The following is a 16,952-nucleotide window of genomic DNA, read 5'->3' as shown; positions in this document are numbered from 1 at the left end:
TCCTTCCGTAAAAGATATTATCGGAGTCGAGTCGATTTTTCAAGGAGTTTTCTCCCCCCAAAACTCCTTGATATCTGCAACTTATTCCCCTTCATTCCTTTGTCTCAAATGCGCTGACGTTGAACACGGAATTACCACGAAAAAATAATACTTGTTAAAAAGGCAGATTACTATTTATCTTGAATTTGTCAAGCAAATTATCGAGCATATTAAAACTATCAGGTGTCTATATTGCTATATTTTATTGACACTCGCCGATGTATAGTTTAGTATCAACCTGTTTTATTATTAATACGCTTTTGGCATTTTATGATATACCATATTGAAGTAGCAACCAAACCAGGTATCGCAGACCCGCTTAGTGAAAGCATACGGCATAATGTCAGTGATTTTGGGATTAAATCCGTTAAGAATGCCCGTTTTGTTCAGGTTTATGTAGTCGACGCGGAACTGGCCAAAGCTGAGGTTGATACCATTTGTAAGAAAGTACTGGCAGATCCTATTATATATCAATATAAAATAGACGGCCAATTTGAATACTTTGACAGTAAGAACTCGGCCATAATAACTGTCTTTTTGAAGCCCGGAGTAATGGACCCTGTTGAAGCCAGCGCGCTCCAGGCCATAAAAGACCTGGGTTACAATGTCCGGGCCGTTAAGACCGGCCGTAAATATCACCTGCTGGGCAAGCTTTCCAAACCTGATCTCGCAACGCTATCCCGGAAGGTAATGGCCAACGAGGTTATTGAGAATATATTTTTCGGGCATCATAAAATCTCAGCCATTCCCAGCATTAGCCCATACCAATTTCAGCCGGACATCCGGCCAATCATGACGCTGAATCCTGAAGCATTGGTCAGAATGAGCCACGATTTGCATCTCTCACTGGATGATAAGGAAATGGAAACAATTCAAGACCATTATCAAACGCTCGGCCGTAATCCCACCGGGGCTGAATTAGAAACCATTGCCCAGACCTGGTCTGAGCATTGCAAGCATAAGACATTAATGGGTATGATAGAATTTAATGAGGTTGATGAAAAGGGACGATCAAACAAGGAACAAATCAATAATTTACTTAAAAACACGGTCATGAAAGCGACCAATGATCTTAACAAGCCGTGGTGTATTTCAGTGTTTAAGGATAATGCCGGCATAATTGAATTCGATGCGAATAACGCGGTTTGCTTCAAGGTCGAGACCCATAACCACCCATCAGCCATAGAGCCTTACGGCGGTTCCGGCACGGGTATCGGCGGGGTTATCCGCGATTGCATGGGCGTAGGATTGGGCGCCCGGCCTATTTTTAATACCGACATATTCTGTTTTGCGGCGCCTGATTTACCCATGGCAAAGGTTCCGCGCGGGGTATTGCATCCCAGAAGACTCCTTAAGGGCGTCGTCGGCGGAGTGCGCGATTATGGAAACCGTATGGGTATTCCCACCGTAAATGGAGCTTTATATTTTGATCAGCGCTATATCGGTAATCCGCTGGTTTATTGCGGCACGGTTGGTATTATGCCCCGTAATAAATGCTTCAAGCATTCCGAACCGGGAGATTTGATTCTAGTCGCCGGCGGACGAACCGGCCGGGATGGCATCCATGGCGTGACTTTTGCCTCTATTGAACTTACCGAAAAATCAGAAATGATTTCCAGCGGGGCAGTCCAGATAGGAAATGCCATTACCGAGAAAAAACTCCTCGATACTATTTTACAAGCGCGCGATAGGGGGCTTTATTCGGCCATAACTGATTGCGGCGGGGGAGGGCTGTCTTCGGCAATAGGCGAAATGGCTGAAAGGCCGGGCGGGGCCATAGTCGACCTGGGGAAAATACCCCTTAAATACGAAGGCCTGTCGCCGACGGAAATATGGATTTCTGAAGCGCAGGAAAGAATGGTCTTATCAGTGCCGCGCAGGTATAAAGATGAGATAATAGAGCTATTCCATAATGAAGACGTGGATGCTACTTTTATCGGGGAATTCACTTCGGATAAGAAATTAATTCTCAAGTATGGCGGAAATGAAGTCGCCAATATAGATATGGATTTCCTCCATAACGGACTGCCCAAGTTTTATCGAAAAGCTGAATGGCATCATAAGAAATTATCAGAACCCAAGCTTTCGACTAATAATAAGAATCTGGGAAAAATGCTAAAAACTATACTTGGAATGTGGAATGTCTGCAGCAAGGAATCGATCATCAGGCAATATGACCATGAGGTCCAGGGCGCCAGTGCCATAAAGTCAATGACTGGCGTAAAAAACGATGGCCCGGGCGATGCATATGCGGCTAAGCCGGTATTTGACTCTTACCGGGGTGTGATTGTATCCAATGGCATGAATCCCAAATATGGAGATATTGACCCATATCATATGGCCGCTTCGGCCATCGATGAGGCTTTAAGAAATATCGTTGCGGTTGGCGGTGATATCCGCCATACCGCGCTGCTGGATAATTTCTGCTGGGGTAATACCAATAACCCGGAACAACTAGGCGGATTGGTAAAAGCCTCAAAAGCCTGCCATGATATCGCTTACCAGTATGAGACTCCTTTTATATCCGGCAAGGATTCGCTTAATAATGAATACCGGGCCAGTAAAACTAAATCTATCTCCATACCGTCTTCGCTTCTGATTTCCGCCATATCGGTTGTGGAAGATGTCAGAAAATTGGTTACTATGGACTTTAAAGAGGTCGACAATCTTGTTTATTTGATAGGACGGACCAAAAATGAATTGGGCGGCTCGCATTACTATGCGGCCCTTGGGCATATCGGGAATACCGTGCCGCGCGTTGACGCCTTGATCGGAAGGAAAATAATGCTTGCCTTACACGAAACTATAAAACAGGGTTACGTCAGAAGCTGCCACGACCTTTCCGAGGGCGGATTGGCTGTGGCCGCGGCAGAGGCCGCTTTTGCCGGTGATATCGGCATCCAGATTTCATTGACTAAGGTGCCTTTGGCTAAAGACGATAGCATTACCCGTGACGATATTATTTTATTCTCAGAATCAAACAGCCGCTTTATCGTCGAAATTAATCCTAAAAATCAGCAGAATTTCGAGCGGCTTATGGCTGATTGCCCGTTTGGCCTTATCGGCAAAACCATAAAAGACAAGAAATTGAAAATATCAGGAGTAAACGGCAAGGAAATTATTAACGAGCCGTTAATCATGATGAAAAATGCATGGCAGTCCCCACTGTCATTATAGGGTGCGCGTATAAGGAGAGGTGCTGGAGCGGTTGAACAGGCGCGCTTGGAGAGCGCGAATGGGGGAAACCTCATCGTGGGTTCGAATCCCACCCTCTCCGTTTTCTAATTCAGATCCCAAGAGTATATATGTCATCGCAACTTCAAGAAAAATTAATTATTCGTATTGGCGGTATGCATTGCCCATCCTGCGCTTTGGGTATTGAAAAATATGTATCCCGCTTACAGGGAATAACAGGCGTTACCGTTAATTTCATTAAAAATGAAGCGGTTATAATTTATATCCCCAAGCAAATCACGCCCGAAACAATTAAAAAGGCTATCAGCAAAACGGGCTATCAAGTACAGGAAACGCTTTTGGATATTTCAAGAGTTTATTGGAATGAGCGGATTTTTTGGATACGGGTTTTCTTTACGGGTCTTCTTATTATCAGTGCCTGGATTATTGACATAGTCACTTACTATACTCTGCCTTTGGCCCATATATTCGGCCGGGACTTAGCTCTGTCTGATATACTGTCGCTTGTAGCAATTTCGGTAGGGGGGTATCCCGTTTTCAAAGGAGCGCTGAGGTCTAGTGTTTTCCGAGATATAACGGTATTTTCTCTCATCGCCATTGCCAGCATTGCAGCTATTTTGGTGGGTTCTTATAAAGAAGCCGCTATGGTTATACTAATTATGCTGGTGGGCGAGGCGCTCGAACAAAGTGCCTTAAACCGGACCAGGCGGACTATCGCTGAATTAGTTCATTTAACACCACAAACAGCTTTGATTAGGCGTTCGGATAATGACGTATTCGTGAAAACGGAAGATTTGGTAATAGATGATATCGTAATAATCAAGCCGGGCGACCGTATTCCCGTGGACGGTGTAATAGTTAAGGGCGAGGGCAGCATCAACGAAGCCACTTTAACTGGAGAATCTTTATGCCTGGATAAAAAGACCGGGGACAATGTCTACGGTGGCACCATAAATGAGAACGGCGCGTTTGAGATGCGCATAACTGCGGTTGGGGAACATACCCGACTGGGATTAATAAAAAGGCTTATCGAAGAGGCTGAATCGCAAAAAGCGCCTGTACAGCGGTTGGCAGACAAATACGCCCGCTACTTTTTCCCGTTGATTCTGGTTATAACAGTTATTGTCTTTTTTATTACCAACCTGAATAATTTTAAAACTAATGGCGCCGCGTTGAATTATTATGCGGCCATAACGGTATTGATTGCGTCCTGCCCCTGCGCATTGGTTCTAGCCACGCCGACCGCTGTTGTATGCGGGCTGAGTAACGCGGCAAAACAGGGCATCCTCGTAAAGGGCGGGCAATTCCTTGAAGCGCTTGGTATAATAGACACCATGCTCATAGATAAAACCGGGACCTTGACTACCGGTCGATTGACTGTTAGCCAAATATTGGTTTTTAACGGTGTAAATGAAAAAGAGCTTATTAGCTTAGCCGCGACGGCCGAAAACAATTCCGAACATCCGCTGGCCAAAACTATTTTAGCCAAAGCAAAGGAGTTGAATGCTGATATCCAGGCTGTAGACAGGTTCGAATCAGCCAGAGGTTTGGGAGTTAAGGTTATCGCGAAGGATGATACCATATGGGTCGGTAACAATACGTGGTTGAAGCGAAATAATATTGATATAGACGCCAATACTTCAAGACTGATGGATGAAATGGCAAATTCAGGGCAAACTATTCTAGCGGTTGCTCACCGGATAAACGACTCTATCAAGATAGTCGGGTTGATTGGGGTTAAGGATACGCCTCGGCCAATTGCTGCCCGGAGTATGAGTGAACTGAAAAACCTTGGAATCAATAAAATAGTTATGATTACCGGCGATAATGAGAAAGTCGCTCGTTCCATCAGCCGGGATGTCGGGATAGACGAATACTACGCCAATATGCTCCCCGAAGATAAGGTTAATAAGGTTAGGGAATTAAAACAACAAAAGAGCAGTGTCGGGATGGTCGGAGACGGGGTTAATGATGCCCCGGCTTTGGCCGCAGCTGATGTTGGCATTGCCATGGGCGCGATTGGCTCAGCCGTAGCAATTGAGTCCGCTGATGTAAGCCTTATGAGCGACGACTTGAGCAGGATATCATTAGCTATAAAGCTAAGTCGAAGGGTTAGAGAAGTTATAAAACAGAACTTTATATTTGCAATAATTTACAATATTGTTATAATATCACTAACTAGTTTGTATGTTCATCATCAGAGCGGGATAACATATGGGGCGGTTGCTCATCAGTTTAGCTCGCTTCTGGTGATATTTAATTCATTAAGGATTTTAAAATGGTCGCGCTAGACGGGGAGGTAGCGGTGCCCTGTAACCTGCAACCCGCTATAGCAGGGTGGAACTCCTTTTAGAGAGGCTCGTTTCCTTTGATGCCTTTTTGATAAGTGGCGTTGAAGGTCGGGGCCTATGCAATAGGTGAAACAGTATAACCCCGCCAGATCCGGAAGGAAGCAACGGTCCCTGTTTTATCTATGTGCCGTAGGATACCTGGCTGGAGCTAACTGTTAAAGAGTATTATTGGAGAGAGAATCGAAGAAAGGTGCGCGGCCTTATTATTTTTAGAACTAAAAATAGCAATAACAACTGAATTAGAAATGTAATGCAGCATTAACCGAAAAATATAGACCACTAAAATCAATGCGGTACACCTTAGGCGTGTTGACCAACCCTAATTTACTGTTATAAAACCTAAATGTTTTTGTCCAATTATAAGCGGCATCCGCGCTTAATGACACACCCATCGGAGCTACGATATATTTCACACCGCCTAAAAGGCCCCATCCAAAAGAATTTTCTGCTTCGTAATCGCGGTAAACCAAGCGCATTGGTCTAAAATCTTCAAAGAAATGGTAGGCCAGTGTGCCTCCGTAATATGGCCTTATATTACCTGGCTTAAGACTTACTATCCAGCTTGCATCAAGCGTGGTAAAGTAAAAACGTCCTGTCCTTTGATTGTTTACCGTGAAATCACCGCTTAGATAACCGGCTCTCATCCTAAAAGTACTATATTCCTGAATGGTATGAGAAAGCGAGACGTAAACATTGCCCATATTGCTCGTCCGGGCGCTACTCGGCATTATGAATGCGGTTTCTACGCCTAGTTCAAAAAACTCAGACAAAGTATACTTTTTAAGAAACGAACCAGACGATGTATCACCAAAATCTTCGGCCGCATAAGAAAGCGAACTACCGAGCGTTAAAACAATAATAAGTGCGCTAACCAGAGAAATTGTCCTGGTAATCTTCATAAATTTCTCCTCTATAAGAGCGAATTATAAATCTTTATTTTGCGTTATTCATATCAGATTGTAAGCCATTGTCAAGAATTTATCGTTTTAATTTGGTAATATTTTGTAGAAAATACCGCTAAAATTCCTGCTCCGTTTGCACAAAAGTATTAAACTGAAAATATAGATAGAATTATAAAAAGGAGGCTATATATGATAAAGGTATGTCTTAAGGTTGCTTTATTAACGGTGGGGGTGTTATATTTTTTAACGGGTGTTGATATCATATCTATTGCCGAATCTTCAAAAACTATTGAGCTTGGTTCAAAGATAGACAGCGTTATGGTGTACCCTGACCGCGCTATGGTTACTAGAGTAGTTACGATGACAAAGCGGCTAAAGGTATCTGCGAGGTATCTATCAATGAACTCCCGGCTTATATTCAGGATGAATCAGTCCGAGTTACTTCTAGCGATGCCGTTAATCTTAAAATAATCGGCATCGATATTAAGGTTTACCAGCTAGAAAAACCGCCTGAGGATAAGATTCGTAATTTACAGGAACAACTTCAATTGTTGACCGATAACAAAATGGTTATAGACGAAGGAATCGGCCTACTGCAATTAGAACGGACATATCTTAATACCGCAAAGGATGCATTTCTTAAGGCTCCGGAACTGGCCCAGGGATAGGGATGCAAAAACACCTGAATTATCGCGATTAGGCGTAAAAGATTATGACGAAATGCTTAAATATTATATAAGCAAGCTTCGTGCTAATAACGAAGCGATTATAGCCGAAGATTTGAAGCTTCGCGAATTAAACAAAAAAATATCATTGCTGGAAGGTGATCTCGGACGTATTCGTGGGTCTCGGTCATCAATGCCAACGAAAAAAGCCGTCAAGGTAAATATAGAGGTCTTAAAAGAGGGTGTCTACGACTTGGCGTTCAGTTATATAATTCATGGGGTTAACGGCAGCCCAGTTATGATATTCGAGTTATTCCGGAATCAAAAGAGATGGAAATTATATGCTACAGCCTGCGCTCCAGGGTTGGTTGCCTGAATTACCGCCGGTTTATGTTAACTGAGCAGGGCAATATAATGTACCAAATCTAAAGGATTATAATAGATCAGCTTTAAATTCAATCGTGCAAAACGATCTTCCTCAAACTCCTCAAGAATTAGAGGGGCAACAGGTGTTTGGTATTGCTGATAAAGCTTCAATTGACAGCCGTATGGCAAATCAATACCTGCCGGTAGACACAGCCGGGACATTCGGAACCGTGGTTTTTAAAACCCCAAAAAGGGTGGATATTATATCAGATGGCGCGCCGCATCGGACCGAGCTCTGGCAAAACAAATTTCCCATAACTTTTGAGTACATAGCTACCCCTAAAATAAGCCCTTATGTTTATCTCAAGGCTGTGGGTGTCAATAAGATGAGCATCCCGATACTCCGAGGTAACCTAAGCGTATTTATGGGCGCTGATTTCATATGCAATTCCTACACCACCGGCGTTCTGCCGGAAGAATAATTCGAGCTGACTTTAAGCGTAGATGAAAACATCCGCGTTACCCGCAAGCTCGAAGACAAAGAAGAGAAAGGTCCTGGTTTCCTGGGAAGCACCAAGCGCGAGATTTATTCATTTATCATCAAACTGGAGAACTACAAGAAAGAAAACGCTCTTATTACGCTTATTGACCAAATTCCAGTAAGCCAGGTTAAGAACATCTCGGTGGAACTGGATAAGTGCTCTGATGAGCCTGCGGGAAAAACCAAAGACGGCAAGATGAAATGGAAGTTCGACCTCAAGCCAAAAGAGATAAAAGAGGTGGCTTTTACGTTTAGTGTATATATGCCTAAAGACCGCTCAGCTGTTTTTGGCAACGCATCTATAGATACAGGCATTGGTAATGATAAAAACAGAAAAGCCGGAATGCAGCAACGCAGCAAGAAATAACGTAAAACTCATGCTAACGAACGATTTGTCTATTTTTAAGAATAGACAGTGAAATTAAGCAACTATTCGCCCACTTTACCATACCGTATATGATACATAAGATATATTATCGGACATTTAACCAGGTAAAAAAATACCTACAGAGGCTCTAACTATTAGTCTACATGAATTTTTATGCTATTTTGTAAGCCTGTATCCAGTAATATTGTTATATGGGATTTCCAATAGGTGATCATCTGGCTTAATACTAACAACAATTTTTTCCTTTTGGATTATCTCCTTGATAAGCCCAATAACAATTCCAACTTCTTCCGCTGTTCCTTTAGGAGTTTTTATATATATCGTGGCTATTTTATTGACCAAATAAGACGGGATGACTATACCATCCCGGGTCATATTTTCAAAGCTTTTATTAAGCTCCAGTTTCAACGCCTCTATCTCGGTGCGTGCAGTTTTCTCTTTTTCCTGCGCTTGCTGGTTTACTTTTACAAGTTCGCCAGCAGTATTTTCTAAATTGGCTTTAGTCTGCTGGAACTCATCGTGTGTAATTTTTAGCTCTTCCTTGGTCTTACTCAACTCTTCCTTTACGTTTTTTAGCTCCTGCTGTAGTTGCGGAATACGAGCATCCTCGCAGGCTGAAGTAACTAACAAAATAAGCATGCCTAAAACAAATACGCATAGAGATTTATTCATATGCAAACTCCTTTCAAATCATTTATACAATAGAAGCTATCTAATTATAATATAATGTCAAGGTTATTTATAAATAATCGTTATTTCAACCAGAGTTCCCCAGCACCTATTGCATAACTTTGATTTTATAATACCTTCTCCAACGCAGTTCGAGCAAGGCTTCTCTTTCTTATCCAGAACAGTCAACAATCTTTCAGCATAAAATGCTTCTAGCCATGATTCTCGTTGAGCTGGAACAGCTTTATTCCACCAAGTATCAGCAGTTATTAACTCGTTATTGTTGGCTGCCCTGGATTTCGCATCGTTAATTCGTTTCATTCGGTCCTGATATTCAGTAAATTTTTCTATATCATTTGTTGACGGAGCTTTAGGCGCAGAAGCAACTATCCATGACCCTTCGCCGTAGTTGGCGGTGTGTGACGAACCTTCTAACTTAGACATATTTGCTATTATTTTGGAGGTTTCCTCCTCTGTGATTTTATTATCCTTTGACAGTTTGGAGAGAATATTCTTTGGGGAATTAGTACTCACCCAGTAGGTAGCATCACCATAGGATAATTTACCCTCACTAACCTTTCTTAATTCATTTTTCAAATTAGTATAGTACTGGCGACTTATTTTCTTCGCAGCATCCTGAAGATTTTTATCAGAGATTAGTTTCTCCGCCCCGCTTATTTTATTTTTTATGGATTCGATACTTTTTAGCATATCTTGATTTTCGCTATTTTCAAATTGTTTCGAGATGTTTAATAGAATTTCTTTCGCCTGGTCAATATTTTTTTGGGGCGGCTTCTCCAGCAACTTTTCCACTTGAAAAATTGCATCTTGAATAACCAGCATATCTATTTCTATTATTTTTTTAGTCACTTTACTGCGAAAAGCAATATCAAGTTCTCCCGCTTTCAAAAAGTGCTCTTTTGCTTTATCATACATTTTTAAAGTGTCCTGACAATACTCCGCTAGTTTAAATTGATCAGCAGCTTTTTCTATTTTAATTTCAGACAGCATTTTATCGTAGCACTCATTGTATGTGTAGACCTTAAAAAGATCTATTTGAACCTGATCTCTCTTACGAATATCTTTTTTATTTATCTTTCTGGTTCCCCCAGTATTTTTTACATAAACATTTTCATCATCCTCCGCCACAATTACCCCCTCATAAATAGCATTCGATGACGTAAATATTTTTTCGCCTGTAACCCTAGCAACATTTTGCATAACTTTTATTTGTAACATACTCTTCATGCGATTTATCTCAAACGCAGGTAAGTGATACCATCTGATTGAAATAACACCTTCATTGTCCCATCTCTTAAACTCAAAACCATCTTCATCCGATTTAGAAACATCCCCCGTTAGATAATCACCATTCCTAAGTTTAATAGTTAAGGAATAGGATAACGAAGATGAGCATATTAAAATAATGAACGCCAAAAATAAGATGCTAGATATTTTACGCATAATAATGCCTCTCTACTCAAATAATTGCGGAATAATACGCCGTCCGTAATCCCGAAGGTATTCAGTAGTTTTTTTGGGGGATTCTAAAGTAAAAACCTTCTCTACGACTTTTTTTGCTTCACTGTAAGTAATAGAACGAATTATTTTCTTTATTTCCGGTATAACTACCGGTGTCATGCTAAAAATTTTAAGCCCCATACCTATTAGAAGAATAGTATAAAGCCTATCCCCGGCCATTTCCCCGCACATAGCTACTGACTTATCCTGGCGTTCGCCTTCATCAATAATATTTTTTATAAGGCGCAGAATGCTAATATTTGATGGCTGGTAAAGATATGCAATTTTTTCATTTCCCCTATCAACCGCCATGGTATATTGAATAAGATCATTTGTGCCAATGCTTACAAAATCCACGTCTTCCATTATCGTATCAATAGCAATGGCGGCCGATGGTATTTCAATCATTGCTCCTATTCTAATATTATTATTAAAAGGTATTTTTTTTGCATCCAACTCCTTTTTTACTTCCTCGATAAGTTGTCTTGCCTGGTTTATTTCTTCACGAGAAGCAATCATCGGGAACATAATGCTTATGTTGCCGTATTCAGACGCCCTTAAAATAGCTTGTAATTGAGCTTTAAACATTTCGGGTAAATTAAGACAAAGGCGTATTGCCCGAAACCCCAAAAATGGATTTTTTTCTGGATTTGACTTGTAAATCGGGTTGACCTTGTCTCCACCCGCATCCAAAGTTCGGACAACAACCTCTTGTTTCCCCATCTGGATAGCTACTTTTTTGTAGGCGTTAAAATGATCTTTTTCAGTTGGCAGGTATTCGGGCCCTGGGTATAAGAATTCTGTTCTAAAGAGTCCAATTCCTTCTGCTCCGTATTGCAATGCTGTATTCACCTCTTCGGCTAATTCAATATTTGCATATATCGATATTCGACGTCCGTCTTTTGTTTCGGCTGGGTACTCCCTTACTTCTATGGCTAATTTATTTTCAAGAGATACAAAATTTTTACCCAGAACCGTATATTTTTTAGTGGTCTCCTTATCAGGATTAACGATAACTATGCCGTTATTACCATCAATAATAACTTCATCACTCCCAGTAATTTCAAGTGAAAGAGTTTGCAATCCAACTACGGCCGGGATACCCATTGCTCTAGCAATAATAGCCGTATGAGATGTTTTTCCTCCACCATCTGTGGCAAAACCTTTTACGTTCTCCTTATCCAACAAAGCAGTTTGACTGGGTGAAAGATCACGTCCAACAATTATTACCGCCTCCGTTAAGTCAGATAAATCTTCTCTTTTCCTTCCTAAAAGATTTCGTAAGATTCTTTTCTCAATATCATAAATATCTATCACACGATTGGTGATAAATGGATTATTATCACTATTTAATGATAATGTCTTGGCATATTTATTCAAAATAAGCGAGACTGCATATTCAGCGGTATATAAGTTATTCTTAATTGCATCAATAATTTTAGATTTTATATGCTCGTCCGTTATCATTTTTATATGGGATTCGATTATAGGCGCTGTGTCGCCACCAATTTTTCTGGCGAGTTTCTTAATAAGTTTGTTTAATTCCTGAGTTGATGCTTGTATAGCATTTTCAAACTTGGCAATTTCTGTTTTTGTTTCTGTTGAGGTTATACTCCGCTTAGGAATTCTGTACTCTTCGCTATCCAAGACGAAAGCTTTCCCTATACTTATCCCGGGCGAGACAGGAATACCCTTTTTAAAGTACATTTTTAGTCCTCATTAAATTTATTACCAATAAGTTTTTCTAGTGATTCCAATGCCTGCCCTGCATCGTCACCATCAGCCTTTAACGTCAAAACAGTCCCCTGCCCAGCAGCCAACGTAAGTAATTCCATAATACTTTTAGCATTTACAGCATAATTATTTTTCGTTATTATAATATTAGCTTTAAATTTATTTGCTAATTCAGCCATCTGTGCTGCCGGGCGGACGTGTATACCTAACTTATTTACTATAGTAACATTCTTTTCCAAATTACTTCAATACCTCATCAAACTCTGTTAATATACTAATAATTTCCTTACCATCTTTAGCTTCTTTTAGAAACTTACAAAAATTGGGCTGTTTAGTAGCCCGAGCCACCAATTGCAGTGTTTGAAGATTTAGTTCTGCATTATTTTTAGGAGTCAGCAACACAAATATAAGTTGTACTGGGGCTCCGTCAACAGCATCGTAATCAATACCAGCTGATGATCTACCCAACGCTCCCAAAACTGCCTGTAACCCCTCTATTTTTGCATGCGGGACAGCGACACCACTTCCGATGCCAGTACTACCTATTCTTTCCCTCTTCATAAGCTTATCAAGAATATTGCTTACCTTTAGATTTTCTGCCTTGTAAGAGTTCTTCATCACTTCAACAATTTCTTTTATAGCTTCTTTTTTGTCGGAGGCTTTTAATTCCTTCACGATCGCGGACTTGGAAATTAATTCAGAAAATTTCATGTGTGCACCACTCCTACCTAAAATCGTATTAATACCAGTCATTCTGCTCTAATCCGGAACCGAACTCTTGCGCGTCTACAAAATCTATAGCGTCACCCTTCCGCTTACTATCTTTCAATTTTTCTTTAAATTTAGTTAGTTGTGTTTCTAGTTTATCTATAGTTACATCAAGAGCCGTAAAATAATTCTGGTCCAGTGATTTAGCAACTAACTTTCTTCCTCTTGATGTCGAAACAATTATTTCAACTATAAAGTTATTCTTAGCATGGTCTAGTATTATCTCCATATGACCAATACGATCTAGGTATTTATGAAGTTTTTCTGGTTTTTGTGTTGCATATTCCTTGAATTCACCTGTTATTTTCGAGTGCCGTACTGTCAATTTTAGAGGTATCATATTAAAATTTAATGACCTATTACTAATCTATCGCCCAATCGCTTATCCAGCTCGTTAGTTTTATAAATTTTGTCTTTTGTCAAATCATAATCATACTCAATCCGGTGATAGATTATCTTATCACCGTCAACCGTAATATAACATGATCTGTTATCCCCATCTCGTGGTTGACCAACCGACCCACTATTAATAATATACTTTTCTCCGGGATCAAGATTAAAAATATAATTAACCTCAGGCGGTGAAATAAACTTCTGTTCCTGTGTAATGATTCCGGGGTCATGCGTGTGACCTACGAAACATAACCTCGGGAACATCTCAAATATTTGTGTTAATTTTTCAGACTTCTCCCCCATCGGAAGATCCGCATCATTACTTAGAATATATTCCGTAGTTGGTTCACGCGGAGAACCATGCACAAAAAGAATATCGCCGTCAACCTTGGTTAAAGGCAACTCTGATATAAAATCCCACCGCTCTTTTCGAGCTGGCGCGCTTAACCAGCCTGGCTTCAAGAGCTTACGTGTCCAAGTTATTGCATCCTGAGCTTCACCCCTAAAACCAACTGCAGAAAGTTTTAACGCTTCGTCATGGTTTCCCATAATCGTGAATTTAAACTTACGAACGATGTCTATGCATTCTTCCGGATTAGGTCCATAACCAACCACATCACCCAAGCAAATAATCTCAGTGATGTTTTGCCTTTGGATATCCTTTAAAACGTTCTCCAAAGCCTCGATATTGGAGTGAATATCAGAAACTATCGCTATCACATGCTACCTTTCTGCACCATTCTCTTCAACTCTTCGGGGTCACTACTGTATTCCAGGATTGTTTCAAAAGTTACATGACGTGCTTTATAAAGATTAAATAATGATTGATTCATCGTACTCATTCCTTCTTTTCCCCCGGTTTGTATGCACGAGTACATCTGATGAGTTTTACTGTCCCTTATAAGAGACCGAACTGCCGAGTTAGCAATCATAACTTCTGATGCGAGAACCCGCCCCTTTCCGCTTGACTTAGGAAGTAGTTGCTGCGAAAATACCGCTTGAAGAGTAAACGATAATTGAGTCCTTACCTGTGACTGCTGGTGTGACGGAAAAATATCAATAATACGGTTTATTGTCTGAACCGCATCGCTTGTATGCAAGGTTGCAAATGCCAAATGACCGGTTTCGGAAATCGTTAATGCCGCCTCAGTCGTTTCCATATCTCGCATTTCGCCGATTAACACCACGTCTGGGTCCTGCCGCAAGGCCGATTTTAAGGCGTACTTAAAGTCAAGCGTATCTGAACCTACCTCGCGCTGGTTGACTAAACAACCCTTGTGATTATGGACGTATTCAACCGGGTCTTCAATAGTCAGTATATGACCTTTGTTCATGGTATTAACGTAATCAACCATTGCGGCCAAAGTTGTTGATTTACCGCTTCCAGTAGCACCGGTTACTAATACCAAACCTTTGAGCGTATTACATATTCTTTCGCATGTTTGCCTGGGCAGGCCAAGATCATCAAATGTTTTTATTTTTGTTGGAATAAGCCTCATTACCGCTCCGACCATGCCTCTTTGCCTGAAGACATTAACCCTGAATCGGCCGATGCCTTCGATACCAAAAGACATATCCATCTCGAGAGTCTTTTCGAATTTTGCAATTTGATTTGAATCTAAAATGCTGTAAATAAGTTTCTTGGTATCTTCCGAAGTAAGTACTTCATGCTCCGTATCTACTAACCGACCGCTGATTCTAACGCGCGGAGGTGAATTTACTGTTATATGTAAATCTGAACCTTCCTGTTTTACGACTTCCAGGAGCAGAGTTTCTAGTGAAACCATATTATATATCCTTTCCGCAGTAATTACAACGCCTCAATCATGCCAAGAAGTACTATATTAATATGATTTGCTCGCTCATTTGTCAATAAAATTATCTATATTTGATTAGTTTATATCGGATAGAAATAAATATTTCTTATTAAAATTAATTTTTAGTTGACAAAATCAATTTTATATCCTATACTGATTACATAATTACATAAATTTATTTATCATCCACAGGCATCTGCGTTAAGCCTGTAAAATACTTAAGAGGCGCTATGCAATTTATCGCCGATTTCCACATCCATTCTGAATACAGCCGGGCTACCAGCAAAGATATGAATGTGGAAATGCTAGCTCACTGGGCGACCGTAAAAGGCATCAACCTGATGGGTACAGGTGATTTTACCCACCCTAACTACTTCGCTCAACTTAAAGTCCGGCTTACTCAAGATGAAAACGGGCTCTACAAGCTCAAAAAATCCAACTCCCCTATCCGTTTCATTCCAACCGCCGAAATCAGTAATATGTTCGCGCAGGGCGGAAAAACTAATCGACGAATCCATACAATCATATTTGCCCCGGATTTTCAAACTGTAGATAAAATAAACTCAAAACTAAAAACTATCGGTAATATAGCGTCTGATGGTCGCCCAATATTCGGCCGGCCTGTCAAAGAGATGGTTAAATTGGTTTTGGATATCTCTCCTAAATGCTTTATCGTGCCGGCACACGCCTGGACGCCATGGTTTTCGCTTTTTGGCGCTAACTCGGGATTCGACTCTATAGAGGAATGCTTTGAAGAAGAAGCTAAAAATATTCATTGCATCGAAACAGGTCTTTCATCCGATCCGGCTATGAACTGGCGGTTATCTAAGCTGGATAATATCACTCTGATATCAAACTCCGACGCCCACTCCCCCCGGAAAATCGGCCGAGAGGCTAATATTTTTAACTGCAAAATGTCATACGACGAAATTATCGAGGTGCTTCGAACTAAAGACTATAAAAGATTTCTGTCAACCGTGGAGTTCTTCCCGGAAGAAGGTAAATATCATTTTGATGGCCACCGCGATTGCAATATCATGCTCTCACCCGAACAAAGCAAAAAACATAAGAATATCTGCCCAAAATGCAAACGTACGCTAACCATCGGAGTAATGAACCGGGTTGACGCTTTGGCTGATCGTCCCCTCGGATTTACGACAAAAAATGCTATTCCCTATAAAAGCATGGTGCCTCTCGAAGAAATCATTGCCGATGTCCTTCAGCAGAAGACCGGCACAAACGCGGTAGATAATCTTTACAAAAAAATAGTCTCTGAAGGCAAAAACGAGTTCCACGTTCTTCTTGATATGCCACTGGATGAAATAAGCCGAATTGCACCAAATGGTGTTGTTGAAGGCATCCGGCTGGTCCGGAACGGCAAACTTGAAATTATACCCGGCCATGATGGCGTCTACGGTAAAATCAGCATTCCAATCGACCGAAATAAATTTACCGATAAGGTGGAAAAAATTAGTGCTATAAAAGAGCCCCACCCAAATTCTAATAACCAAATTTCACCTTCGCCTCAGCCACCGCCATCACAGCAGATGGTGCTATTTTGAGGCGATCGGATTTTAGTTGACATTATCAACGCTGGTGCTAA

General features: G+C 40.9%; 16 protein-coding genes, 1 tRNA gene and 1 other RNA gene. 9 read left to right on the top strand and 9 right to left on the bottom strand.

The features are described from left to right. Nucleotides 1–309: 309 nt before the first annotated feature. The 4 genes from purL (at nt 310) to ffs (ending at nt 5,783) form a co-directional block, all read left to right on the top strand. Nucleotides 310–3,216, top strand: coding sequence for a phosphoribosylformylglycinamidine synthase subunit PurL (purL, locus tag WC980_06345; GenBank protein MFA5794668.1), 2,907 nt, complete (start codon nt 310–312; stop codon nt 3,214–3,216). A 13-nt stretch (nt 3,217–3,229) separates the two neighbouring features. Continuing rightward, nucleotides 3,230–3,316: transfer RNA gene (locus WC980_06340), tRNA-Ser, on the top strand. A 28-nt stretch (nt 3,317–3,344) separates the two neighbouring features. Further along, on the top strand, nt 3,345–5,525 hold the full coding sequence (locus WC980_06335) for a cation-translocating P-type ATPase (protein ID MFA5794667.1): 2,181 nt from the start codon (nt 3,345–3,347) through the stop codon (nt 5,523–5,525). Further along, nucleotides 5,517–5,783: signal recognition particle sRNA large type (gene ffs / locus WC980_06330), an RNA gene on the top strand. Before WC980_06335 ends, ffs begins: the two co-directional genes overlap by 9 nt. A 41-nt stretch (nt 5,784–5,824) precedes the next feature. Here the strand turns inward: ffs and WC980_06325 are convergent. Next, entirely contained in the window at nt 5,825–6,484 is a 660-nt protein-coding gene (locus WC980_06325; GenBank protein ID MFA5794666.1) for a hypothetical protein, read from the bottom strand. Nucleotides 6,485–6,676: 192 nt separating this feature from the next. Here WC980_06325 and WC980_06320 point away from each other — a divergent pair, with 192 nt between their 5' ends. The 4 genes from WC980_06320 to WC980_06305 all read left to right on the top strand — a co-directional run bounded on the left by WC980_06320 (nt 6,677) and on the right by WC980_06305 (nt 8,426). Continuing rightward, nucleotides 6,677–6,958 carry a hypothetical protein gene (locus WC980_06320; protein ID MFA5794665.1) on the top strand — a complete coding sequence of 94 codons (282 nt, stop codon included), beginning with the start codon at nt 6,677–6,679 and terminating at the stop codon, nt 6,956–6,958. A 159-nt stretch (nt 6,959–7,117) separates the two neighbouring features. Beyond that, nucleotides 7,118–7,528 (top strand): hypothetical protein, encoded by a 411-nt coding sequence (locus tag WC980_06315; protein MFA5794664.1) that lies wholly within the window; start codon nt 7,118–7,120, stop codon nt 7,526–7,528. A gap of 172 nt (nt 7,529–7,700) precedes the next feature. Then, complete coding sequence (locus WC980_06310) at nt 7,701–8,000, top strand: hypothetical protein (protein ID MFA5794663.1); 300 nt, start codon at nt 7,701–7,703, stop codon at nt 7,998–8,000. A 6-nt stretch (nt 8,001–8,006) separates the two neighbouring features. Next, entirely contained in the window at nt 8,007–8,426 is a 420-nt protein-coding gene (locus WC980_06305) for a DUF4139 domain-containing protein (protein MFA5794662.1), read from the top strand. A 177-nt stretch (nt 8,427–8,603) separates the two neighbouring features. On the opposite strand, the gene WC980_06300 is transcribed toward WC980_06305, so the two are convergent. The 8 genes from WC980_06300 to WC980_06265 form a co-directional block, all read right to left on the bottom strand. Further along, the gene (locus WC980_06300) at nt 8,604–9,119 is read right to left on the bottom strand and encodes a hypothetical protein (GenBank protein ID MFA5794661.1); all 516 of its coding nucleotides are present in this window, start codon (nt 9,117–9,119) and stop codon (nt 8,604–8,606) included. A 63-nt stretch (nt 9,120–9,182) separates the two neighbouring features. Further along, complete coding sequence (locus WC980_06295) at nt 9,183–10,580, bottom strand: hypothetical protein (protein MFA5794660.1); 1,398 nt, start codon at nt 10,578–10,580, stop codon at nt 9,183–9,185. A gap of 12 nt (nt 10,581–10,592) precedes the next feature. After that, nucleotides 10,593–12,344 (bottom strand): phosphoenolpyruvate--protein phosphotransferase, encoded by a 1,752-nt coding sequence (ptsP, locus tag WC980_06290; GenBank protein MFA5794659.1) that lies wholly within the window; start codon nt 12,342–12,344, stop codon nt 10,593–10,595. Between the two features lie 2 nt (nt 12,345–12,346). Beyond that, complete coding sequence (locus tag WC980_06285; GenBank protein ID MFA5794658.1) at nt 12,347–12,610, bottom strand: HPr family phosphocarrier protein; 264 nt, start codon at nt 12,608–12,610, stop codon at nt 12,347–12,349. A gap of 1 nt (nt 12,611) precedes the next feature. Next, nucleotides 12,612–13,082, bottom strand: coding sequence for a PTS sugar transporter subunit IIA (locus tag WC980_06280; protein MFA5794657.1), 471 nt, complete (start codon nt 13,080–13,082; stop codon nt 12,612–12,614). Between the two features lie 28 nt (nt 13,083–13,110). Continuing rightward, nucleotides 13,111–13,479, bottom strand: a complete 369-nt coding sequence (gene raiA, locus WC980_06275; protein ID MFA5794656.1) for a ribosome-associated translation inhibitor RaiA — start codon at nt 13,477–13,479, stop codon at nt 13,111–13,113. An 8-nt stretch (nt 13,480–13,487) separates the two neighbouring features. Beyond that, nucleotides 13,488–14,252 (bottom strand): metallophosphoesterase, encoded by a 765-nt coding sequence (locus tag WC980_06270; protein ID MFA5794655.1) that lies wholly within the window; start codon nt 14,250–14,252, stop codon nt 13,488–13,490. After that, nucleotides 14,249–15,319: a type IV pilus twitching motility protein PilT gene (locus WC980_06265; protein ID MFA5794654.1), complete on the bottom strand. Its 1,071-nt coding sequence runs from the start codon at nt 15,317–15,319 to the stop codon at nt 14,249–14,251. Before WC980_06265 ends, WC980_06270 begins: the two co-directional genes overlap by 4 nt. 260 nt (nt 15,320–15,579) lie before the next feature. Between WC980_06265 and WC980_06260 the strand changes: the two genes are divergently transcribed. After that, nucleotides 15,580–16,911, top strand: a complete 1,332-nt coding sequence (locus WC980_06260) for an endonuclease Q family protein (GenBank protein MFA5794653.1) — start codon at nt 15,580–15,582, stop codon at nt 16,909–16,911. Nucleotides 16,912–16,952: the final 41 nt, after the last annotated feature.

Source organism: Candidatus Brocadiia bacterium, assembly GCA_041658285.1.
Classification (GTDB): Bacteria; Planctomycetota; MHYJ01; order JACQXL01; family JACQXL01; genus JBBAAP01.
This window is presented reverse-complemented; position numbering and strand designations above follow the sequence as displayed.